Origin of the sequence: Saccharothrix luteola, assembly GCF_020859565.1 — a bacterium.
Taxonomy (GTDB): Bacteria; Actinomycetota; Actinomycetes; order Mycobacteriales; family Pseudonocardiaceae; genus Actinosynnema; species Actinosynnema luteola.
The window spans coordinates 127,658-149,955 of record NZ_JAJHUO010000012.1 but is presented as its reverse complement, the minus strand read 5'-3'; the positions used below and the strand labels follow the sequence as shown (position 1 = coordinate 149,955).

At 72.2% G+C, this 22,298-nt stretch carries 15 protein-coding genes; 8 read left to right on the top strand and 7 right to left on the bottom strand.

All coding sequences use genetic code 11. The features are described 5' to 3' along the window. Nucleotides 1-120: 120 nt before the first annotated feature. The 7 genes from fabF to LNK82_RS18470 all read right to left on the bottom strand — a co-directional run bounded on the left by fabF (nucleotide 121) and on the right by LNK82_RS18470 (nucleotide 10,028). Nucleotides 121-1,371, bottom strand: coding sequence for a beta-ketoacyl-ACP synthase II (fabF, locus tag LNK82_RS18500; protein ID WP_230568248.1), 1,251 nt, complete (start codon nucleotides 1,369-1,371; stop codon nucleotides 121-123). A 27-nt stretch (nucleotides 1,372-1,398) separates the two neighbouring features. Next, the gene (locus LNK82_RS18495; RefSeq protein ID WP_230568247.1) at nucleotides 1,399-3,096 is read right to left on the bottom strand and encodes a thiamine pyrophosphate-binding protein; all 1,698 of its coding nucleotides are present in this window, start codon (nucleotides 3,094-3,096) and stop codon (nucleotides 1,399-1,401) included. 29 nt (nucleotides 3,097-3,125) lie between these two features. Next, entirely contained in the window at nucleotides 3,126-5,816 is a 2,691-nt protein-coding gene (locus LNK82_RS18490) for an aldehyde dehydrogenase family protein (protein WP_230568246.1), read from the bottom strand. A 1,284-nt stretch (nucleotides 5,817-7,100) separates the two neighbouring features. Further along, the gene (locus LNK82_RS18485; protein WP_230568245.1) at nucleotides 7,101-7,496 is read right to left on the bottom strand and encodes a DUF4342 domain-containing protein; all 396 of its coding nucleotides are present in this window, start codon (nucleotides 7,494-7,496) and stop codon (nucleotides 7,101-7,103) included. 26 nt (nucleotides 7,497-7,522) lie between these two features. After that, the gene (locus LNK82_RS18480) at nucleotides 7,523-8,494 is read right to left on the bottom strand and encodes a magnesium transporter CorA family protein (protein WP_230568244.1); all 972 of its coding nucleotides are present in this window, start codon (nucleotides 8,492-8,494) and stop codon (nucleotides 7,523-7,525) included. A 61-nt stretch (nucleotides 8,495-8,555) separates the two neighbouring features. Beyond that, entirely contained in the window at nucleotides 8,556-9,824 is a 1,269-nt protein-coding gene (locus LNK82_RS18475) for a M23 family metallopeptidase (protein ID WP_230568243.1), read from the bottom strand. 18 nt (nucleotides 9,825-9,842) lie between these two features. Continuing rightward, nucleotides 9,843-10,028 (bottom strand): hypothetical protein, encoded by a 186-nt coding sequence (locus LNK82_RS18470; RefSeq protein ID WP_230568242.1) that lies wholly within the window; start codon nucleotides 10,026-10,028, stop codon nucleotides 9,843-9,845. Nucleotides 10,029-10,173: 145 nt separating this feature from the next. Between LNK82_RS18470 and LNK82_RS18465 the strand changes: the two genes are divergently transcribed. From LNK82_RS18465 to LNK82_RS18430, 8 genes are all read left to right on the top strand, one after another. Continuing rightward, nucleotides 10,174-11,433 carry a LacI family DNA-binding transcriptional regulator gene (locus tag LNK82_RS18465; RefSeq protein ID WP_230568241.1) on the top strand — a complete coding sequence of 420 codons (1,260 nt, stop codon included), beginning with the start codon at nucleotides 10,174-10,176 and terminating at the stop codon, nucleotides 11,431-11,433. Nucleotides 11,434-11,620: 187 nt separating this feature from the next. Beyond that, on the top strand, nucleotides 11,621-13,045 hold the full coding sequence (locus LNK82_RS18460; protein ID WP_230568240.1) for a glycoside hydrolase family 30 protein: 1,425 nt from the start codon (nucleotides 11,621-11,623) through the stop codon (nucleotides 13,043-13,045). Then, the gene (locus tag LNK82_RS18455; RefSeq protein WP_230568239.1) at nucleotides 13,042-16,440 is read left to right on the top strand and encodes a glycosyl hydrolase 115 family protein; all 3,399 of its coding nucleotides are present in this window, start codon (nucleotides 13,042-13,044) and stop codon (nucleotides 16,438-16,440) included. Before LNK82_RS18460 ends, LNK82_RS18455 begins: the two co-directional genes overlap by 4 nt. Further along, nucleotides 16,437-17,708 carry an SGNH/GDSL hydrolase family protein gene (locus tag LNK82_RS18450; protein ID WP_230568238.1) on the top strand — a complete coding sequence of 424 codons (1,272 nt, stop codon included), beginning with the start codon at nucleotides 16,437-16,439 and terminating at the stop codon, nucleotides 17,706-17,708. Before LNK82_RS18455 ends, LNK82_RS18450 begins: the two co-directional genes overlap by 4 nt. A 427-nt stretch (nucleotides 17,709-18,135) precedes the next feature. Then, nucleotides 18,136-19,284, top strand: a complete 1,149-nt coding sequence (locus LNK82_RS18445; protein WP_230568237.1) for an IS630 family transposase — start codon at nucleotides 18,136-18,138, stop codon at nucleotides 19,282-19,284. Nucleotides 19,285-19,455: 171 nt separating this feature from the next. Next, the gene (locus LNK82_RS18440; protein ID WP_372470519.1) at nucleotides 19,456-20,364 is read left to right on the top strand and encodes an ABC transporter ATP-binding protein; all 909 of its coding nucleotides are present in this window, start codon (nucleotides 19,456-19,458) and stop codon (nucleotides 20,362-20,364) included. Beyond that, the gene (locus LNK82_RS18435) at nucleotides 20,361-21,155 is read left to right on the top strand and encodes an ABC transporter permease (protein WP_230568235.1); all 795 of its coding nucleotides are present in this window, start codon (nucleotides 20,361-20,363) and stop codon (nucleotides 21,153-21,155) included. Before LNK82_RS18440 ends, LNK82_RS18435 begins: the two co-directional genes overlap by 4 nt. Then, entirely contained in the window at nucleotides 21,155-22,297 is a 1,143-nt protein-coding gene (locus LNK82_RS18430) for a streptophobe family protein (RefSeq protein WP_230568234.1), read from the top strand. The genes LNK82_RS18435 and LNK82_RS18430 overlap by 1 nt, the downstream gene beginning before the upstream one ends. The last annotated feature ends 1 nt before the right edge of the window (nucleotide 22,298 follow it).

Sequence of the window (22,298 nt, the reverse complement as noted above, 5' to 3'; positions counted from 1 at the left end):
GCCTTTGCCCCGTATTTCGATGGTCGGACGGGTGCGTCGCGGTGCCGAGCGCCGGAAGACGCGGCGAAGGTTGCCGGTCACGGCACTGGCCCTCGTCTCGTGGTCCCGGCCCGGGATTCCCTAGCCCTGCCACCGGCGCAGCACGACCACGGCGTTGTGGCCGCCGAAGCCGAAGGAATTGCTCATCACCACGTCCACGTCGTGCGCCTGCGCCTCGTGGGCGACGAAGTTGACCGCGCGGTCGATCGGCCGGTGGCAGTTGATCGTCGGCGGCACGAGACCGCGGTTGATCGCCATCGCGCCGACGATCGCCTCCACCGAGCCCGCCGCGCCGATCATGTGGCCGGTCATGGACTTCGTGGAGCTGATCGGGACGCGCTCGGCGTGCTCGCCGAACACCGCGCGGATCGAGTCCAGTTCGGACTGGTCGTTGAACACGGTGCTGGTGCCGTGCGCGTTGACGTAGCCGACGTCCTCGGGCGCGAGGCCCGCGTCGGCCAGCGCACCGCGCATGGCGGCCCGCGCGCCCCGGCCCTCGGGGTGCGGCGCGGTCCAGTGGTGGGCGTCGGACGTGGCGGCGTAGCCGGCGACCTCGGCGAGGATCGTCGCGCCGCGCGCGAGCGCGTGCTCCTCGGACTCCAGCACGACCATCCCGGACCCGGAGGCCATCACGAACCCGTCGCGGTCCTCGTCGAACGGCCGGCACGCCTCGGCGGGCGCGTCGGTGCGGGTGGACAGCGCCTTGGCGTTGCCGCTGCCCGCGAGGTCCACGCGGGTGAGGATGTTCTCCGCGCCGCCCGCGATCACCGCGTCGACCACGCCGTAGCGCACCCAGCGCGCCGCCTCGCCGATGGCGTCCGTGCCCGTCGCGCACGCGCTGCTCAACGCCCGGGTCGGCCCGGTGACGCCGAACGCCAGGCTGATCTCGCCCGCCGCGCTGTCGATGGCGCCGGTGATGGGCGCGAACGGGCTGACCGCGCGCGGCCCCTTCGCGTTGAGCGCCACCACGTGCTCGCCGAGGGACTGCATCGGCCCGTAGCCGCTGCCGATGAGCGCACCGACGCGGTGCGCGTCGTCCTCGGTGATCTCCAGCTTCGCCGTGCCGACGGCCTCCGAGGCGGCGGCGAACGCGTACTGCGCGTACGGGTCCATGCGGCGCAGCTGCTTGTGGTTCAGGTACTTCTTCGGCTCGAAGCCCTTGACCTCGCCCGCCAGGTCGGTCGGCAGGTCGGAGGCGTCGACGACGGTCACGTTCCCGATGCCGCTGCGCCCGGCGACCAGCGCGTCCCACGTCTCGTCGGCGGTGAGGCCGACCGGGGACACCACGCCCCAGCCGGTGATGACGACCCGCCTGCCGTGTCGTTCAGCCATGTGCTGCTCCTCGCTCCAGTCAGGGGGTCAGTCGGCGACCGGGAAGGCGCCGCCGAGTTCGTGGTCGGCGAACAACGCGTCTTCCAGGCGTGTGGGGACGTTGAGGACGGCGACCTCGCCCTCCTGCGCGCGCCGCCACGCGTCGGCCACGTCGGCGCGCAACGACTCCTTGGTGACGGTCACCTGGTGCACGCCGCGCAGTTGCGGCGCACGGGCCGTGACGGCGTCCGGGTCCACGAACGCCGTGCCCGCCAAGCCCTCGTTGTCCGGGCCGAGCTGGGAGTGCAGCCAGCCGTAGCCGCCGTTGCGCAGCACCACGTACAGCAGCCCGGAGCCGAGCGCGGCGGCCGTCGGCAGGTCGGCGTCGAACAGGCCGAACGCGCCGTCACCGACGAACGCCACCACCGGCCGGTCGCCCGCCGCGGCCTTCACGCCGATCGCCGCCGCCGCGCCGAACCCGAGGCTGGTCTGCTCGGACGGCACGACCGAGCCCGCGCCGTGCGCGCACTCGAACCGGGGGAAGCTGTAGGACCACATGTCCTGCAAGCCGTTCTCCTGCACGAGGACGCGGTCGGCGGGCAGCTCGGCGTCGAGCGCGGCCAGCACCTCCACCACGTGCAGCTCGGGCTTCGCGGCGAGGTCGGCCAGCTCGCGGCGGTGGTCGGCGCGCAGCCCGTGGTGCACCTCGTCCACGCGCTTGGACCACTCGACGGGCGCGCCGTCCACGACCTGCTCCAGCCAGGCCGCGCACACGTCCGCGCCGTCGCCGAGCACGACCGGTCCGGCGTACTGGGTGGCCACGCCCGCCGCGTCCACGTTGACCTGCACCACGGGCGCGGTCGTGCCCAGGGCGGTCGGCCAGCCGTGGGTCGCGGTCTCCTCCAGCCTGCTGCCGAGCACGACCACGCAGTCGGTGTCGTCCCACAGCACCTTGGCGCGGTCCGGCGCGTACAGGCCGGCGAGCCCGATGAACCGCACCGACGACTCGTCCACCACGCCGCGTCCGCTGGCCGTGCACGACAGGGCCGCGCCGACGCGTTCGGCGAACCGCTCGACCACGCCGTCCGCGTTGCGGTGCCGCATGCCGCCGCCGACCAGCACGATCGGCCGCCGCGCCTGGCGCAGCACGTCCAGCGCCGCCGAGTCGCCGGGCACCGTGACCGACGCCGGCCGTTCGACGGGCGGCGCGGGCGGCGGCACGGGCACGTCCACCTTCAGCAGGTGGTCGGGCAGCTCGACGTACACCGGACCGGGCGCGCCGGACGTGGCGACCAGGACGGCCCGGCGCACGGCGGGGGCGAGCCGGGCGGGGTGGTCGACGCGGGTCGCGGACTTCACCAGGGGCACGACCACGGCTTGCTGGTCCAGCTCCTGGAACGCGCCGCTGCCCCGCCGCTCGGCCGCCGTGCCGCCGGAGAGCAGCAGCACGGGCGCGCCGGACGACGCCGCCTCCAGCAGGCCCGTCACGGTGTTGGTCACCGCCGGGCCCTTGCCGACGAGCGCGACGCCGAGCGCGCCGGACCGCAGGGCGTAGCCCGCGGCCATGAACACGGCGTTGCGCTGGTCGCGGCACACGACCAGCCGGACACCGGCGGCGTGCAGCGCGCCGAGGGCGTCCAGGTCGTCGTCGGGCAGGCCGAACACGACCTCGACACCGGCTTCGGCGAGCAGCCGGGCCACGGCGTGCCAGGCGCCCCGGACGTGGTTCGGCGACAGCGGTTCCATGTCGATCACACCCCTCTGTTCGGCGGCCGTCAGGCCGTGCGGCCGGTGGCGTCGGACGCGGCCAGGCGGTCGGAGCCGAGGTGGTCCGCGACGGCCTTCGAGATCAGCAGCGGCTCGGCGTGGCGCTTGCGGCCGAGGGCGGCGTAGTTGGCGCGGATGCCCGTGCCGCCGAACGGTGCGTTGCCGTCCTCGATGTCGATCACGGTCTCGTTCACGCTGACGGTGTGCCGCCGGCGCAGCAGCTCGACGGTCCCGGACAGGTCGCCGTACACCGTGGCGGCCATGGCCCTCTCCTGGAAGTACTGGTGGTCGAGCATCGGGTGCAGCCAGTCCGTCGAGGTGAACGGCACCACGTTGAAGATCGGCGCGAACAGCTCGGGCGGGGTGATCTTCGTGTCGGCGGGCCGGATCAGCACGGTGGGGCTGAGGTGGTCGTCCACGAAGTTGACCTCGCCGCCCGCGGCCAGGTGCTCGCGACCCGACCGCAGGTAGTCCAGCGAGGCGTCGAACGCGTCGAGGTAGAACATGTGGCTGTAGTCGGCGTTCGGGTCGTCGAACCGGCCGTAGCGCAGGTTGTCCACCCGGCGGCACAGCAGGTTGCAGAACTGGGCGCTGATCGAGGTGTGCACGAACACCACGTCCGGGCCGAAGCAGTCCTGGCCGGAGTTCAGCATCCGCACGCGCAGCAGGCCGTCGACGGCCTTGGGGATGTCGGCGTCCGCGCCGACCACGAACGGGTTCACGCCCTGGCCGAAGTAGAGGAAGAGCTGGTCGCGGCGCAGCCCGGCGCGGATCTTCTCGGCGTTGTTGAATGTGCCGGTGAACACGAGCACGTCGGAGCGCGCGCCCTCGCCCTCCAGGAACTCCCGCTGGTCGCCGTCGTCGAGCACGATCGGCAGGTGGTGCACGCCGGACAGCAGCTCGTGCAGCTTGAGCAGCTGGTCGGAGATCCGCCGCGACGGCCGGAACACCACGCGCTCGCTGTAGAGGCTGGGGATCGCCAGGTACAGCACGTAGCTGTAGAGCGGGATGTTCGACGGCATCAGCACGCCGATCTGGCCGATCGCGGGCGGCCGGTACCGGGCGATCTCGGCCGCGGCGCCCTCCAGGGCGGCGATCGAGGCGTCGATCTCGCCGTACGCGGTCTTGTAGCTCATCACCTGCGTGAGCAGGGACATCACCTCGGTGCGGCGTTCGCGCAGCAGCTGGGCGAGGTCGGTGAGCCGGGCCAGCCGGTCGGGGAACGGGATGGCCGACGGGTCGGCGTCGCCGTGCCCGCGCGGGAACACGCCCTTGACGCCTTCGAGGGCCACCGTCGAGGCGGCGATGTCGCGCAGCGCCTGGAGGTCGACCTTGCCGTTGCCGCCCAGCGGGAGCTCCTTGAGCACGACCACGCGGTTGGGCTGCTCGTGCGCGGCGACGAACCGGGACACGGCGCGCTTCCAGTGCGCCACGGGCTGCTCGGCCGGGTCGGTGATCACGAACACGAGCTGGGTGCCGCGCTGCTCGTCCTCGACCGGGATCACGCGCACCGGCGCGCCGCACGCGCCCGCCTTCTCGGCGATGGCGTCGGGGTAGAGCGTGTGGCCGAAGCGGTGCACGGCGGACTTGCGGCCCAGCACGCGCAGCTGCCCGGCGGGGGTGAGGTAGCCGATGTCGCGGGTGTGGAACTCCCGCCGCTCCACCTCGCGGACGCGCCCGCCGGGTTCGAGCAGGCCGACCATGATGTCGGGGGTGCGGACCACGACCTCGCCGATCTCGCCCGCCGGCACCCGGTTGCCCAGCGGGTCGCGCACCTCCACCGCGACGCCGTCCAGCGGCGTGCCGCAGTGGGCCGGGTCCTCGGTCGAGGACAGCGCGATGTTGCCCGCCTCGCTGCTGCCGTAGCCGTCCAGCAGCGTGGCGTCGAAGCGGGTCTCGAAGCGGGTGCGCAGCTCGTCGCGCAGCGGTTCGCCGCCGACGCACCACATGCGCACCGAGCCCAGGTCGCGGGTGTCGCGGCGGGCGACGACGCGCAGCATCGTGTCGTAGGTGGCGGGCACGGCGTCCACCACGGTCACGCGCTGCCGGGCGATCACGTCCAACGCCTGGTCGACGCGCCTGCTCGGCGCGATCACGAGCGTGGCGCGGGCGTGCCACCAGAGCAGCAGCATGGACAGCCCGTACTGGTGGGTGAAGGGCAGCAGCGGCAGCAGCACGTCGGACTCGACGTAGCCCATGCGGGCCTGGGTGCGCTCGACGTTGCGCAGCACGGACGCGCCGGAGCGCACGACGCCCTTGGGCTTGCCGGAGCTGCCTGAACTCCAGACCACGAGCGCGTCGCGCCGTCGGCCCCACTCGGCGAAGGTCAGCTCCGGGACCTCGGCCACCGGCACGTCGCGCGCCGTCTTCACCAGGCCGCGCAGGTCGAGCAGGCCGGCCGCGATGCGGTCGAACGCGGGGTCGGCCTGGTCGGCGTCGGTGATGAACCAGCGGGCGCCGGAGTCGACCACGTGCTCGGCGGACTGCGCGGGCGGCAGGCCGGGGTCGACCAGCCCGACGGAGACGCCCAGCTCCATCAGCGCGAACAGCAGCACGACGAAGTCGTCGGAGTTGCGCGCCGACAGCACGACCCGGTCGCCGTCGCCGACCCCGCGTTCGCGCAGCACGCCGATGAGCGCGTGGCAGCGTTCGGCGACGTGTGCCAGGGGTGTTTCCCCGCCGTGTTCGTTCACAAGCATGGCTCTGCCCTCGTTCCTCGTTCATCGGACACCCACCGGGGCGTTGACGCGGAATGGACCCGGTCCGGCGGCACGGGAAAACCTCGTGCGGGACCGCATTCGCCACTACCGCCCGGACAGGCGTGGGCGGCTCACGAACCAGGACGTGAGCCGAGGCTTTCGGACACATTTCACCCGCGACCGCACGCGGGGTGCCGGAATTCGCGCGGGGGCGCTAGGAGAAGGGTCGCGCCGCACGTGGCACACGTGTCGGGTGCGACACGTGCCACGGGTGCGACCGCTGCGCACGACTCGGCGTGACGCCCGGCGGCGCGGTGTCGACCGCGCCACCCGAGTTACCGCCGGTAGTGCCCGCCTCACGTTTGTCCGCCCCGCGCACCGCGTTCCCGAATAGCTCGGGAACGGCGGTGAACGGGCCCCTGGGACAGGAGATCGTATTCACTGCCGTTGTCCTTGATGGAAGTTCGCGCGCGGCCGGCGGACCACGCGTCACGGTACTGCGCACACCGCCCCAGTACTGGAGGGTGTGCCGGAACCTCCCTGATCTGCGCAGATCTCGGAGGTTGCCGATCGTCGAACGGGCTCGTCAATCTCCAACAGGTATCGAGTCGTTCCCGTTCCTCAGCACCGACCACCTTGGCAACGCGGCTTGTCGATCACAATCAGCCGATTGGCGCAGCACGCTGACAAATCCGTCTCAAAACCCTGAACAAGAACACCGTTCACATTGTCCGGCGCGGCAAGCTAGCGACCCGTTGAAGGGGTGTCAAATCGAGCCGAACGGCCCGTTGAACGCCGGTGGACTTGCGGCACGTTCGAGTGCCGCCTTAACATGGAGATATAGAGGACATATAGGGGCCGCGATCGACGGCCAGCCGGACGATCTTCACGTTAACTCGGCCGACAGGTTCTCCACAGAGTGCGGTGAACGGTCCCGCGCGCCGACCGGGACGGCACTCCGGAACCGCCCGGCCACCGACCTGCGCACCTCCGAAGCACCGGACCCGAAAAGGGCGGCCGACTCCGCGACCCCGCACCGCTCCGGTTGACGCGACGCTTCGGCGCGCGCCAGAATTGCGCGATTTGACCGGTCAAATGAGACCTCGCCGCCCGTCCTCGCCACCACGAGGGGACTGCCGACGACCGACCCGCCGTCGTCCGTTGTGGACCTCCACATCGGACGCACTCCCCCGATGCCCCACCGCACAGCCCCGAAGTCGCCAGAGGCGGTGGACGACATCGCGCCCACCGCCTCTTCGGTCCAGGGTCGCCCTGGCTCGGTCCTCAGCCCTTCACGGGCGGCACGGTGTCAGTGCCCGTGTCGCCCTCACTGTCGCTCTCACTGTCGTTCTCGTCGTCGCTCTCGGTCGCGTCGACGGTCCCGGCCTCGGTCTCGGCCTCGGCCTCGGTCTCGGCCTCGGTCGGCTCCGGGCGCTCCACGCCGACCGACCACGGGCCCGCGAGAGCCGCGAGAGCCGCCACGGCCGTCACCACCGGCGCGGCCACCGCGGCCACCACGCCGGCCGTCACCGGGATGTCGAGCACCGGCTCGCCGTCGGCGTTGCGCACGACCACCCGACGCGTGTTGCCCTCGTCCACGAGCTGCCTGATCTTGTCCGTCAACGCCTCGACACCCGGCGCCTGACGATCACCCTGCTCCGTCATGTCCACCCCCTTCACCGACCATCCTCCCGCGTGCCGCTCGGTCAGATCCAGTCGCGTCGCTTGAACAGCGCGTACAGCCCGGCGGACAGCAGGAGCATGGCGACCGTGGAGACCCAGAAGCCCCACACCTGGTCGAAGCCCGGGTAGGGGACGTTCTGGCCGTAGAAGCCGGTCACCGCGGTCGGCACGGCGATGATCGCGGCCCACCCGGTCACCTTCTTCATGATCAGGTTCAGCCGGTTGCCCTGGAGGTTGAGCTGGATGTCGCGGATGGTGGCGACCATGTCCCGCAACGACTCCGTCCACTCCGACGCACGCAGCACGTGGTCGTAGACGTCCTGGTAGTAGGGCGTCATCCGGCTGTCCACCACGGCGTGGTCGCGGCGCATCAGGCCGCTGAGCACTTCGCGCATCGGCAGCACGACCCGGCGCAGCGTCACCAGCGACTTCCGCATCGCCAACGCCCGCCGTTGCATGTCGGGGTCGTCCGGCCGCTCGGCGAACACCAGGTCCTCCAGGCCCTCGATGTGGTCGTCGAGCGCCTGCACGGCGTCGAAGTGGCTGTCCACGACGACGTCCAGCAGCCCGTGCAGCAGGAAGCCGACCCCGCTGCCGGCCAGGCTCGACGACTCGTCCCACCGCCTGGTCAGGGCGTCCACGTCGAACCGGTCGTCGTTGCGGACCGTGATCAACGCCCGCGCCGTCACGAACGCCGACAGCTCCGCCGTCGTCAACCGGCCCGACGCCTCGTCCAGGCTCACCGCGTACGCGTTCACGAGCAGGTGCGTGTCGTACTGGTGCAGCTTGGGCCGCTCGTGGTGCTCCAGCGCGTCTTCGACGGACGTCTCGTGCAGGCCCAGTTCGTCCGCTATGACCGCCAGGTCCGACTCGGTCGGGCCGCACAGGTCGAGCCAGACGACGGCGTCCTCGTCGCGCAGCAGCCGGGGCACGTCGGCGAGCGGGAAGTCCTCCTCCGCGAGCGTGCCGTCGCGGTACAGGCGGTTTCGTGGCACCTGACCCACAGTAGCGACGGACGTCCCCGGCCGCGGTGCGAGCCCGCGGCCGGGGAGGCGATCAGGCGACCGTGCCCGGTTGCGCGGACAGCAGGACCTGCGTCCAGCCCTGCGCGTCCACGGTGTCCGGGCCGCGCAGGTCCGCCCCGCTGCCGTCGTACGGGTTCGCGTCCGTGTAGCGCAGCAGCCCGCCCTCGGCGTCGTGTCCGAAGTAGACACCGCCACCGGCCGACAGGAGGTGCCGGAAGACCTGCCACGTGCTCGACCTGAGCTCGTAGCGGGTCCAGTCGCCCGCACCGCGGATCCGGTACGACAGCAGCTCTCCCGCGCTGGTCGTGCCGAGCAGCCAGTCCGCCCCGGTCGCCGTCAGCGTCTTCAGTGTGAAGCCGGTGTCGATCAGACCGTCACTGACGATGTTCGCCGCGGCAGGCTTGTTGGCTGTCACCGTGTAGCGGCGGAGTGCGCCATCGGCGATGCCGTACAGACTCCCCCGGCCGTCATAAGCCAGCAGGTCGTGCGTCCACCCACCACCGAGCAGCACCGGAGCGTTGAACGCCAACGACGTGTTGTTCGTGATCACGTCGACGCGGTAGAGCTGACCACCGGGCGAGGTGACCAAGAGGGTGTTGAAGTTCAACGTCGCCATCGCCTTCGGCACGAAGCCCAACGACGCGCCGGACACGACCGCGCCGTGCGTCCGGTCGCCGGTGGCCGCGTCGACGGCGGTGTAGGTGAGGCGGCCGTCGGACGTCGCGCCGTAGATGGACGCCGTGCCCGCCACGCCGCCGCCGCAGTTGCGGGAGGTCAGCGTCTGGTCGGGGTAGCCGAACCGCACGCCGTCGAAGTAGGCGGGCTGGATGTTGCCCGGGTAACCGGAGCCGAGCCGGACCTCGTAGTGCAGGTGCGGGCTGATGTCGTTGCCCGGCCTGCTGGTGTTGCCGACCGTGCCGATGCTCGCGCCCTGCGCCACGCTCTGGCCCTCCCGGACCGCCATCGTGTTCAGGTGGGCGTAGTAGGTGAAGGAGCCGTCGGTGTGCTCGATCTTCACCAAGTTGCCGTAGCCGTTGTCCGAACCCTGGTGCGCCGCCGTCCGCACGACGCCCGCCGCCGCCGCGACGACCGGGTCGCCGAGGTCGTCGGCGCCGGAGCCGCGGTTGAAGTCGATCTCCCACGACCTGTGGGCGGTGCTGCCGTCCGAGTCGCCCCGCCACGTCTGGCCGCACGGGAACGGCAGCTGGAACAACGGCGCGGCGGCCTGCGCGGGCGCCGCCACCGCCATGCTCGCGGCCACGACCACGACGGCCGTGACGATCCCCCGGTGCACCCTCATGTCCGCATCTCCTTCCAGTCAGGCGACGGTGGCCGGTTGCGCGGACAGCAGGTCCATCCCACTGCCGTCGTACGGGTTGTCGTCGATGTGGTGGTAGAGCCCGCCCTCGGCGTCGCGCCCGAAGTGCACGCCGCCGCTGGTCGTGCCCGGCAGCCGGTCCCGACCTGTCGCGGTCAGCGTCTTGAGCGTGGTGGTTCCGGGCATGGTGCGTCCTCTCCCCATGAGTCCTCTCCGAGCCGGACCCTCCCAGGGCGCGCTAACAGGTCGCTAACCGGCGCGTGGAGAGCGTCGATTCCGTGGAGCTAGTTGCCGGTCGCTGTGGAGCTATATTTTCGGTACCGTTGGCTCCATGGGAACTCCCGGTGCACGGCGGCAGGCGCGTGGCGAGGTCGAACGGCTGCCGAGCGGGTCGTTGCGGGTGCGGGTGTACGCCGGGGTCGACCCCGGCTCGGGCAAGCGGCGCTACCTGACCGAGACGGTGCCCGCCGGTCCCGCGGCCGACCGCGAGGCGGAGTCGGTCCGGACCCGGCTGCTCGACGAGGTGGACGCGATGCGGAACCCGCAGGCCAGGGAGCGTCCGCTCGCGAACGCACGGCCGCGTGGGCGCAGGCGTGGCGAGCTGACCGTCGCGGCGGTCGCGCGGCTGGCCGGTGTGTCCGCGCCGACGGTGTCGAAGGTGCTCAACGGGCGTCCGGGCGTGGCGGCGACGACCCGGCGGCGGGTGGAGGCGGCCCTGCGCGAGCACGGCTACCGGCGGCCGGAGGCGGTCGTGCGGGCGCCGAACGTGGAGGTCGTCTTCTTCGGCATGCAGAGCTACCTGGCGGTCGAGGTCATGCACGGCGTGGAGCGGGTCGCGGGCACGCACCGGCTGGCCGTCGGCTTCACCGACGCCGCGCGCCAGTCGGCGACCGGCCGGTCGTGGGCGCACGACCTGCTGTCGCGGCAGCCGTACGGCGTGGTCGTCGTGCACCTCGGCTTCACCAGCGAGCAGCACGGCCTGCTGGCCACGAGCGGCATCCCGCTGGTGGCGCTGGACCCGACGGGCGAGCCGGAGCACTCGGTGCCGTCGGTCGGCGCGGCCAACTGGAGCGGCGGCATCGCGGCGGCCCGGCACCTGCTCTCCCTCGGCCACCAGCGCATCGCCGTCATCGCCGGTCCGCCCGACCGGATGTGCGCGCGGGCCAGGCTCGGCGGCATCCGGGCGGCGATGGCCGAGCACGGCGTGCCGCTGGACGACCGGTTGGTGCGCATCGGGCAGTGGTTCGCCTTCGAGGAGGGGTTCAACCACGCCCGCGAGCTGCTGAGGCTGCCCGACCCGCCCACCGCCGTGCTGTGCGGCAACGACCTCCAGGCGCTCGGCGTCTACGAGGCGGCCCGGCAGGCGGGCCTGCGCATCCCCGAGGACCTCAGCGTGGTCGGCTTCGACGACATACCGGCCGTGCGCTGGTGCGGGCCGCCGATGACGACCGTGCGGCAGCCGATGGTCGAGATGGGCGCCGCCGCCGCCGAGCTGGTCCTGGCCCTGGCCGCGGGCCGGACGCCCGACCAGGCCCGGGTCGAGCTGGCCACCACCCTCATCGTCCGCGACAGCACCGCGCCGCCGAAGTGAGTCCACATACCGAAATCCGGCTGCGCCGAACGAGTGAAGTCCCGAAGCGTTTCCACAGTTGATCGAAAGCTTTCGACCTGCGGACTCGTCCTCTGGTCCCCATTCTCCGCACGGTCGCCGTGGTTGCCCTCCCCCGCTCCGCGTCCCTAACTTCCGCAACGGGCGGGAGCGATTCGGAGGGACGACGATGTTCCGGACGGTGTTCCAACGGCGACGGCTGCGCGCCGTCGCCACGGCGCTGGTCGTGGCGGCGGGCGTGACGCCGGTCGGCGCGCCGGTCGCCTGGGCGGCCACCGCGGTCACGGTGGACACCGCGACCACGTACCAGCGCGTCGACGGTTTCGGCTTCTCCCAGGCGTTCGGTCAGGCCAAGGTGCTCGGCGGCGCGCTGGGCCTGTCGGCCGCCAACCAGCGCGAGGTGCTCGACCTGCTGTTCGACCGGAGCCGGGGCGCGGGTTTCAGCATCCTGCGCAACCTGATCGACTCCGGCGCGGCCAACACCATCGCGCCGACGGCCCCCAGCGGCCCGAGCGCCACGCCGACGTGGCGGTGGGACGGCACCGACCGCGGTCAGGTGTGGCTGTCCAAGCAAGCCTTGGCCTACGGCGTGCGCACGATCTACGCCGACGCGTGGAGCGCGCCCGGCTACATGAAGACCAACGGCAGCGAGGTCGATGGCGGCACGCTGTGCGGCATGCCCGGCGCGAGTTGCGCCAGTGGCGACTGGCGGCGGGCCTACGCTGACTACCTGGTCAAGTACGTGCAGCTCAACCGGGACTCCGGGGTGCCGATCACGCACCTGGGCTTCGTGAACGAGCCCGAGCTCACCACCACGTACTCCAGCATGATCGTCAACGGCGCGCAGGCGGCGGACTTCGTCAAGGTGCTCGACTCGCGGCTGCGCGCCAACGGCCTCGACCTCGAGATCGTGTGCTGCGACGCCATGGGCTGGCGGCACGGCAACGACATGGTGAACACCATCGCCCGGGACGGTGCGGCGTTCTCCGCGCTGGACGTGGCCGGCAGGCACGGTTACAGCTCCCCGCCCACTACGCCGTTCACCCAGGCGGCCAAGCCGACGTGGATGACCGAGTGGGCGAACTTCGACCCGTTCACCACCGCGTGGGACGACGGGTCGGCCGGCTCCGGCTTCACCTGGGCCGACCGGACGATGACCGCGCTGACCTCGGCGAACGTGAGCGCGTTCCTGCACTGGTGGGGCGCGGCGAACAGCACCGCCAACTCGCCGCTGATCCGGCTGAACGGCGACTCGTTCCAGACCTCGTCGCGCCTGTGGGCGCTGGCCAACTACAGCCGCTACATCCGCCCCGGCGCCACCAGGGTCTCCGCCACCGCCGCCGACGCCGACGTGAAGGTGGCCGCGTTCCGCAACGCGGACGGCTCGCTGGCCGTCGTGGCGCTGAACACCACCCGCTCGGCCGTCTCCGTGCCCGTCACCCTGCGCGGCACGGACATCGGCACGCAGGCCGTCCCGCACCTCACCAACGGCTCGAACAACACCGCCGCGCAGACCCCCGTCACCATCAACGGCGGCGCGTTCACGTCCACGATCCCCGCTCGCTCCCTGGTCACCTACGAGGTCCGCTCATGAGCCGCTCACCGGTCGTGTCCGCGCTCCTCGGCTTGGTCGTCCTCGCGACGGTGGCGCCGGCGGTCGTGATGACCGCCCGCGCACCGGACGCGTCGGCCGCCGCCGAGGGCGACTACATCTCGTTCGCCCCGGTGGACGGCGGGTTCACGCTCGCCGCGAACGGCAGGGCCACGCCGGTGTTCGTGAGCGGCGGCGACTACCCGGGCGTGGTGCGGGTGGTGGACGACCTGCGCACCGACGTGGAGCGCGTCACCGGCGTGCGGCCGACCGTCTCCACGGGCACGCCGACGTCCGGCGAAGTGGTGCTGGTCGGCACCCTCGGCCGCAGCGCGCTGATCGACGGGTTGGTGTCCGCCGGGAAGCTCGACGTCACCCGGATCCGGGGCAAGTGGGAGACCTCGCTGCAACAGGTGGTCGAGAACCCCGTGGCGGGGGTGAGCCGGGCGCTGGTGATCGCGGGCAGCGACCAGCGGGGCACGATCTTCGGCGTCTACGACGTGTCGCGGCGCATCGGGGTGTCGCCGTGGCACTACTTCGACGACGTGCCGGCCCGCAAGCACAGCGCCTTGTACGTCCGCCCGGGCAGCCACTCCCAGGGCACGCCGGCCGTGAAGTACCGGGGCGTGTTCATCAACGACGAGAACCCCTCCACCGGGCGGTGGGCACGGGCGACGTTCGGCCCCGGCCTCGCGCCCGGCCAGGCCGGTGGGTTGAACCGGCTGTACTACGAGAAGGTCTTCGAGGCCATGTTGCGCCTCAAGGCCAACTACCTCTGGCCCGCGGTGTGGGGCCGGGCGTTCGCCGAGGACGATCCCGAGAACCACGCCACCGCCACCCGGTACGGCGTCGTGATGGGCACCTCGCACGAAGCCCCGATGATGCGCGGCATCGAGGAGTGGAAGCGCAACCCCACCCGCTACGGCGGCAACGGCGAGTGGAGCTTCGTGCGCAACGCCACCGCCGTGGAGAACTACTGGGCCGACGGCATCAAGCGCATGGAGCGGGAGAAGTTCGAAGGCGTCGTGACCCTGGGCATGCGCGGCGAGGGCGACACCAGCCTGCCGGACGGCGACGGCGTCGAGCTCATGCAGGGCATCATCGCGAGCCAACGCCGGATCCTGGACCGCGAGAGCAGCGCACCGCTCGACCGGATCCCGCAGGTCTTCACGCTCTACAAGGAAGTCCAGCGCTACTGGGACCGCGGCATGCGCCCGCCCGACGACGTCACGGTGGTGTTCGCCGACGACAACTGGGGCAACATGCGCAATGTCCCGGACCCCGCACTGGCGCCGCGGTCGGGCGGGTACGGCCTGTACTACCACTTCGACTACGTCGGCGGCGGACGCAACTACAAGTGGGTCGACACGATCAACCTGGCCAACACCCGCGAGCAGCTGGACTTGTCGTACCAGAGCGGCATCGACCGGTTGTGGGTGGTCAACGTCGGCGACCTGAAGAACGAGGAGGCGCCCACGCAGTTCTTCCTCGACTACGCCTGGAACCCCGCCGCCATCCCCGCCGACGGCGTCGAGGAGTGGACCCGGCAGTACGCCGCCCAGAACTTCGGCGAGCAGGCCGCGCCCGCGATCGCCGACGTGCTGCACGCGTACGGACAGCTCCAGGCGCGTCGCAAGCCGGAGGCGACCAACCGGCGTTACACGAGGAACGCGGCCGGCGCGATCACCACCGACGACGCGATGACCCCGTACAGCATCGAGAACTACGGCGAGCTGGACCGGGTCACGGCGGAGTGGGAGGCGTTGGCGGCCCGGGCCCAAGCGGTGGGCCGCACGCTGCCCGCGGCCGACCAGGACGCCTACCACCAGCTCGTGCTCTACCCGGCGAAGGCCACCGCCAACCTGTACGCCCTGCGCAGGGCGCAGTTCCTCAACCGCTGGTACGCCTCACAAGGCCGGGCGGCCACCAACGACCTCGCCGCGACCGCCGAGGCACGCCTGGTCGACGACGTGGCGATGTCCAACCACTACAACAACACCCTCGCCGGCGGGAAGTGGACCGGCTGGCAGACGCAGACCAAGTTCGGCTACGGCGACAAGGCCCGGTACGGCAACAACGCCAGTTGGCAGGAACCGCCCGAGCCCGACCAGATCTACCCGGCGGTGCAGCGCGTCACCGTGCCGTCGGCGGCGTCGATGGGCGTGGCGATCGACGGATCGCTCAACTGGTGGCCCAACGCCACCGAGCAGCCGGTGCTGCCCGAGTTCAGCCCGTACCAGACCCAGCCCGCCCAGCACGTCGAGGTGTTCAACCGGGGTGCCGCCGCGTTCACCTACCGGATCACGCCGTCCGTGCCGTGGCTGACCGCGACCCCGGCCAGTGGCACCGTCACGAAGCAGACCCGTGCCACGTTCACGGTGGACTGGTCCCGGGCACCGGCCGGGAAGACGACGGTGCCGATCACCGTCACCGGCGCGGGCCGCACCGTCACCGTGCAGGCGGTGGTGAACAAGCCCGCCGCGCCGCAGGAGGGTTTCGTGGAGGCGAACGGCTACGTCTCCATCGAGGCCGACCACTACACCAGGGCCGTCGACGGCAACGGCGTCTCGTGGTCGCACCTGCCCGGCATCGGCCGCACCGGGTCGGGCATGCGACCCAGCCCGGTGACCGCCCGTGACCAGACACCGGGCGGCGCAGGCGCGCGCTTGGAGTACCAGGTCACCCTCACCACGACCGGACCGGTCACGGTGTGGGCCTACCTGTCACCGCGCAACAACGTCCGCCCCGGCGCCGGTGTCGAGTACGCGATGTCGATCGACGACCAGGCGCCGAAGACGGTGAACATCACGACGGCGACCGGGTCCGACGACACGGCCATGAACAAGGGCTGGGAGATGAACGCCCTGGAGGCCGTCAACCGCACGTCGACCACGTTCACCGTCTCGTCCCCCGGCGTGCACACCCTGAAGTTCTGGGCCGTCGACCCCACGGCCGTGCTGCAGAAACTGGTGGTCGACACCGGCGGCCTGAAGTACAGCTACCTCGGCCCACCGGAGAGCCACCGGGCCTCACCCGACGATCCGACGACGACCACGCCGACCAGCACCACCACGACGCCGGGCGGTCCGGCCGGGTGCACCGCGTCCGCGTCGTCGAACTCGTGGAACGGCGGCTTCACCGCCACCGTGAAGGTCGCCGCCGGGTCGTCCGACGTCGACGGCTGGACCGTGACGCTCACCCTGCCACCCGGCGCGACCGTCACCAACGCCTGGAACGCCCACCGTGACGGCGACACCGGCACCGTCCGGTGGACCAACGCGAGCTACAACGGCCGCGTCGCCGCCGGCCAGTCCACCGAGTTCGGCTTCCAGGGCACGGGCGTCGGCACCGGCCTGGCCCCGACCTGCACGACCGGCAGGGCGAAGGAGGGGTCATGAGCAGGACTTCGTCGATCATCGGGCTGGCCGCCGCGGCGGCCCTCGTGGTGGCGTCGCAGGCGATCGGCTCGGCGCCGGCGTCCGCCGAACGCTGGGTGCACACGTGGGCGTCGATGCCCCAGCTGACCGAGTCGTCCAACATGCCCCCCGCGCCGTTCACCCAGAACGGCGTGGTCATGGCCAACGCGACCCTGCGCCAGACCGTGCACGTCTCCGTCGGCGGCGACCAGCTCAGGCTGCGGTTCTCCAACGCCTTCGGCGGCGCGCCGCTGCCCATCACCGCCGTCACCGTCGCCCAGCCGCGCGGCGGCCAGGCCGGCGTGAACGCCGTCGAGCCGGGCACATCGCGCCAGGTCACGTTCCACGGCAAGACGTCCACGACCATCCAGAAGGGTGCTCAAACGGTCTCCGACCCGATCTCCTTCCCCCTCGCGGCCCAGGCGAACCTGACCGTGACGACCTACCTGGCACAAGGACAGGCGTCCACGAGCATCACCTCGCACCCCGGCTCGCGCACCACCTCGCACCTGCTGGCCGGCAACCACGTCCGCGCCGACGCGATGTCCGGCTCCACACCCACCGACCACTGGTACTTCCTCAGCGGCGTCGAGGTGCTGTCCGGTCCGACCGCGGCCGCCGCGGTCGTGCTCGGCGACTCGTTGACCGACGGGCGGGGTTCCACCACCAACGGCAACGACCGCTGGCCCGACCAGCTCCTGGCCCGGCTCCAGTCCCAGCCGGACACCGCGGACGTCGCGGTGATCAACCAGGCCGCGGGCGGCAACAGCGTGCTCCGGGGCGGCCTGGGCCCGACCGCGCTGTCCCGCCTGGACCGCGACGTGCTGGCGCAGAGCGGGATCGCGTGGCTGGTGGTCTTCGAGGGCGTCAACGACATCGGCGGCTCCCCCGCCACCGACGCCGGTCAGCGCCAGGTCGCCGCCGAACTGATCGACGCCTACGACCAGATCATCGTCCAGTCCCACGCCCAGGGCATCCGCGTCCACGGCGCCACGCTCACACCGTTCGGGGGCAACGGCTACGACGACGCCGCGGGCCACCACGACCAGGCCCGGCAGGCGGTCAACACCTGGATCCGCACCAGTGGCCGGTTCGACGCCGTGATCGACTTCGACCAGGCCGTCCGCGACCCCGCCCAACCACGCAGGCTCCGGGCCGCCTACGACAGCGGCGACCACCTGCACCTCAACCCCACCGGCTACCGGGCGTTGGCGGACGCGGTGCCGGCGCACCTGCTCACCACCACCTAGTGGTCGCGCCCGCTGGTTCGTCGGGGGTTGGCGCCAGGCGGTGATGTCGTTGAGGTAGAGCCCACAGGCGCAGTCGAGGGCTTCCTGTGGTGTGCCGAAGGGGTGTCCGCTGGGCAGGATCGAATTCCCGTAGTCGTTGTGGCTGGCGCGGTGGATGGCGAAGCCCCGGGTGGTGGCGGATCCGTTGTAGCGCGACCGCAGCAGCGGCAGGGTGGTGCCGTCGGCGAGGTCGCCGGTGACGTAGGCGAACGCGCCGTGGTGGCGCACCCGCACGCTGGCCAGTCGGGGCCGGCGTTCCCGGGCGCGTGCCGGCAGGCGTTGGCGCAGCGAGACTTTGTCGACTCGGGCGGGGAGGCCATGGGTCACGATCCTGCCCGATACCGTCCCACTCCCGTAGTCGATCTTGGAGTGGGTGGATTGAGTGGCCGTGCGGAGCCCGTATGCGATCACGCTGGACGAAGCGGATCGGCAGGCACCGGAGGCTCTGGCGCGCAGTGGTCGTGCCGAGCATCGCCGGGTGCCGCGGGCCCGGATCGTGTTGGCCGCCGCCGACGGGTGGTCCAACGCCGGCATCGCCCGCGAACTGCGGATCCTCGAGGACACGGTGCGCAGGTGGCGCAGGCGGTTCCGCCACGAAGGGCTGCCGGGGTTGGCCGACCGGCCGCGCGTGGGGAGGCCGCGGGTCTTCCCGGCCGCGGTCGTGGCGGAGGTCAAGGCACCGGCCTGCGAGCCGCCCACGCAGAGCGACATGCCCTTGGCGCGGTGGAGCTGCCCGGAGCCGGCCCGCGAGGCGGTCGCCCGCGGCGTCTGCAAGCGGGTGTCGGCATCCACGGTGCGCCGCCGGCTGGCCGCCGACGCGATCAAGCCGTGGCAGCACCGGTCGTGGATCTTTCCGCGCGATCCGTACTTCGCGGTCAAGGCGGCCCGGGTGCTCGACCTGTACTCCCGCGTCCGGGAGGGTGAGCCGTTGGGAGAGAACGACTTCGTTCCCAGCGCGGACGGGAAACCCGGCGTGCGGGCCCGGTACCGGCTCCACGTCACCCTGGCCGCCGGTGCCCACCGGCCGATGCGGGTGGAATCCGAATACTCCCGTGGCGGCACGCCGGCCTACTTCGCCGCCTACGACGTCCGGCATGCCCGTGTGATCGGCCGCTGCGAGCCCACCACGGGCATCGTCCCGTTCTCCCGTCTGGTCGACCAGGTCATGACCACCGAGCCCTACGCCGGCGCCCGCCGCGTGTTCTGGATCGTGGACGACAGGGCGTCCCACCGCAACTGGGCCGCCACGGCCCGGATGAACGACGCCTTCCCCAACGCCCACCTGGTCCGCTCACCGGTACACGCCTCGTGGTTGAACCAGGTGGAGATCTACTTCTCCGCCGTGCAGCGCAAAGCGCTCACCCCGGACGACTTCGGCGACCTCGACGAAGCCACCGAACGACTGATGTCCTTCCAGGAGCACTACAACGCCACCGCCCAGCCCTTCGACTGGACCTTCACCCGCCACGACCTCAACCGGCTGCTCACACGGATCGGCCGCCATGACCGCCACGCCCCACAACCACCGACAGCATGATCACCCCCGACGAACTAGCGGGCGCGACCACTAGTTCCGGTCTGGGTGTTCCCTGTGAGTGCGCCGCGGCGGCGGTGCGCGGCGCACGGTCGGGTGCGTCGGATTCCCAGGGTTCTCCCAGGAGCACCCAGGGATCGGCCAGGCCGGCGCGCCAGGCTCGGACCCATGACGATGATCGACGTGCGGGGCCTGACCAAGCGGTACGGGCCCGACACCGTGGTGGACGACCTGTCGTTCACCGTCGAGGCCGGGCAGGTGACCGGGTTCCTCGGGCCGAACGGCGCGGGCAAGTCCACGACCATGAAGGTGATCCTGGGGTTGGCCGCGCCCACGAGCGGTTCGGCCACGGTCGGCGGACGCCGCTACCGCGACCTGCCCGTGCCGCTGACCGAGGTCGGCGCGCTGCTCGACGCGGGCGCCGTGCACGGTTCCCGCAAGGCGTACGACCACCTGCTGGCGCTCGCCGTGAGCAACGGCCTGCCCCGGCGGCGGGTCGACGAGGTGCTCGCCAGGACCGGGCTCGAAGGCGTGGCGGGCAAGCGGGCGGGCGGGTTCTCGCTCGGCATGCGGCAGCGGCTCGGCATCGCGGCGGCGCTGCTGGGCGACCCGCGCGTGCTGATCTTCGACGAACCGGTGAACGGGCTCGACCCCGAGGGCATCCGCTGGATCCGGGACTTCATGCGGTCCCTGGCCCGCGAGGGACGCGCGGTGCTGGTCTCCAGCCACCTCATGAGCGAGATGGCGCAGACCGCCGACCACCTCGTCGTCATCGGCCGTGGCCGGCTCATCGCCGACACGGGCATGGGCGAGTTCCTCCGCGGCAGCGGCGAGGGCACCGTGCTCGTCCGGACGCCCGAGCCGGCCGCGTTCGCGCTGCGGCTGACCGCGTCCGGCGCGACCGTGCGGGAAGGTCCCGAAGCCGCGCTGGTCGTGTCCGGCCTGACGAGCGGGGAGATCGGCAAGCTCGCCTGCTACCACGGTGTCGTGCTCAGCGAGCTCACCCCGCAGCGGCCCTCGCTCGAGGACGCGTTCATGGAGCTGACCAGGGACAGCGTCGAGTACCAGGGGGCGGCGGCATGAGCGGGCTCGTGACCCGCGTGCGGTTCGGCCACGCCCTGCACGCCGAGTGGGTCAAGCTGCGCAGCCTGCGTTCCACCTGGTACACGCTGGCGTGCCTGTTCGCGGTCGGGCTCGGCATCACGTTCCTCTCGATGGGCGCGGCGGGCGAGGAGTACGCGACTTCATCCCCTGCGGACCGGCCGGCGTGGGATCCGACGAACCTCAGCCTGACCACGCACGTCGTCGCCCAGTTGATCATCGGTGTGCTCGGCATCCTGGTCGTCACCTCCGAGTACGCGACGGGCCTGGTGCGGACGTCGTTGGCCGCCGCGCCGCGCAGGAGCCGGCTGCTGGCGGCCAAGGTGGTGGTGGCCGCCGCTGTCGCCGCGGTGGCGGGGCAGGCGCTGATGTTCGCCGCGTTCCTGCTCGGCCAGGCGCTCCTCGCCGGGCACGGCGTGCCGCACGCGCGGCTCGGCGACCCCGGTGTGCTCCCCGCCGTGGCGGGCGGCGGGCTCTACCTCGCGGCGATCGCACTGCTCGCGATCGGCCTCGGCACGATCATGCGTGCCACGGCGGGTGCGCTCGCCACGCTGGTGGGGATCGTGTTCCTGGTGCCCGCGCTGTCGGGGCTGTTCCCGTCGTGGCTCCAGGGCCTGTTCGACTTCTGGCCGAGCAAGGGTGCGGTCGCCGTGCTCGCGACGGTGCCGGACCCGGCCCACCCGCACCCCTGGCTGAACCTGGGCGGGATGTGCCTCGGGGTCGCCGCGGTGCTGGCCGCCGCGTTCGTCGTCTTCCACCGTCGTGACGTGTGATGGTCACGCCGCGGGAGGTGTGCCGGGGTGTGGTGGCGTCGGTCGCGGCGTTGGCCGCCATGGTGGGGGTCGCGGCGGCCGGGCTGTTGCTGCTGGACGCCGACCGGATCGGCGGGTTCGGCGGGCTGACGGCGGCCGTGGTCGCCCTGGCCGTGGGCGGGTCGGTGGAGTTCAGCGCGGCGGCTGACCTGCCTTTCGCCGTGCGGGGTGGCGTCACGGTGGCGCCGCTGGGTGTCTCGCTGGTGGGCGCGGTGGTGCTGGCGTGGCTGCTGCTGCGTCGTCGGGACGGTCTGCTCGGCCGGGGTGCGGCGGCGGTGGTGGCGTTCCCGGCGGGGGTGGCCGCGGTGGCGTGGGCGGCCCGGGGGACGGTGGCGCTGCCGGGCGGTGCGACGGGCGGCGGGTCCGGGGCGTCCGCCTGCGGGGTGCCGGCGGCGGGGCCGTTCGGCCGGGGTGGGTCCGTGGACGCGCTGGGCGCCGGGTTCGCCGTGCCGGTCTGGCCTGCCGTGGCAGGCGCGGTGGGCTGGGTGCTCGCGGTCGTCGGCGTGTGCTGGCTGGTCACGCGTTTCCGGGTGGCCGTGCGGGGCGTGGTGTGGACGACGATCGCGCTCACCGTCGTGTGCCTGCTCGTCGCGTGGGTGTTCTCCGGGGCCGCGGCGGCCGGGGCGGTGCTGCTCGGGCTGCCGCTGGTGGTGTTCGGCGCGTTGTCGCTCGGGCTGGGCGTGCCGTGGACGGTGACCTCGGACGGCGCGCTCTCGTGCGTCCTGGACGCGGTCGGGCCGCCCACGCCGGGCGGGCCGCTGACCTGGGTCGCGGTGGCCGTGCTGCTGGGTCTCGGCGCCCTCGTCGCCCGGTCCGGTGGTCGCGACGGCGGGCCGCTGCGCCGTGCCGCGCGCGTCTCGGTGTGGCTGGCGGCGGTGGTAGGAGCGGCACTGGGCGGGTCGGCAGTGCTGTCGCGGGTGACGGTGGAGCTGGGCGTCGTCGCGTTCGGGTTCACGCTCCCCGTCTTGGAGGCGCGGTTGGCGGCCGACCCGCTGGTCGCACTCGGGCTGGGGCTCGCGGCCGGCGCCGCGGCGGGCTTCTCGGGCAGCCTGCTCGTCGACCTCCGCGCGCGGTTCCGGTCTGCCGACCAGACCACACGGTGAT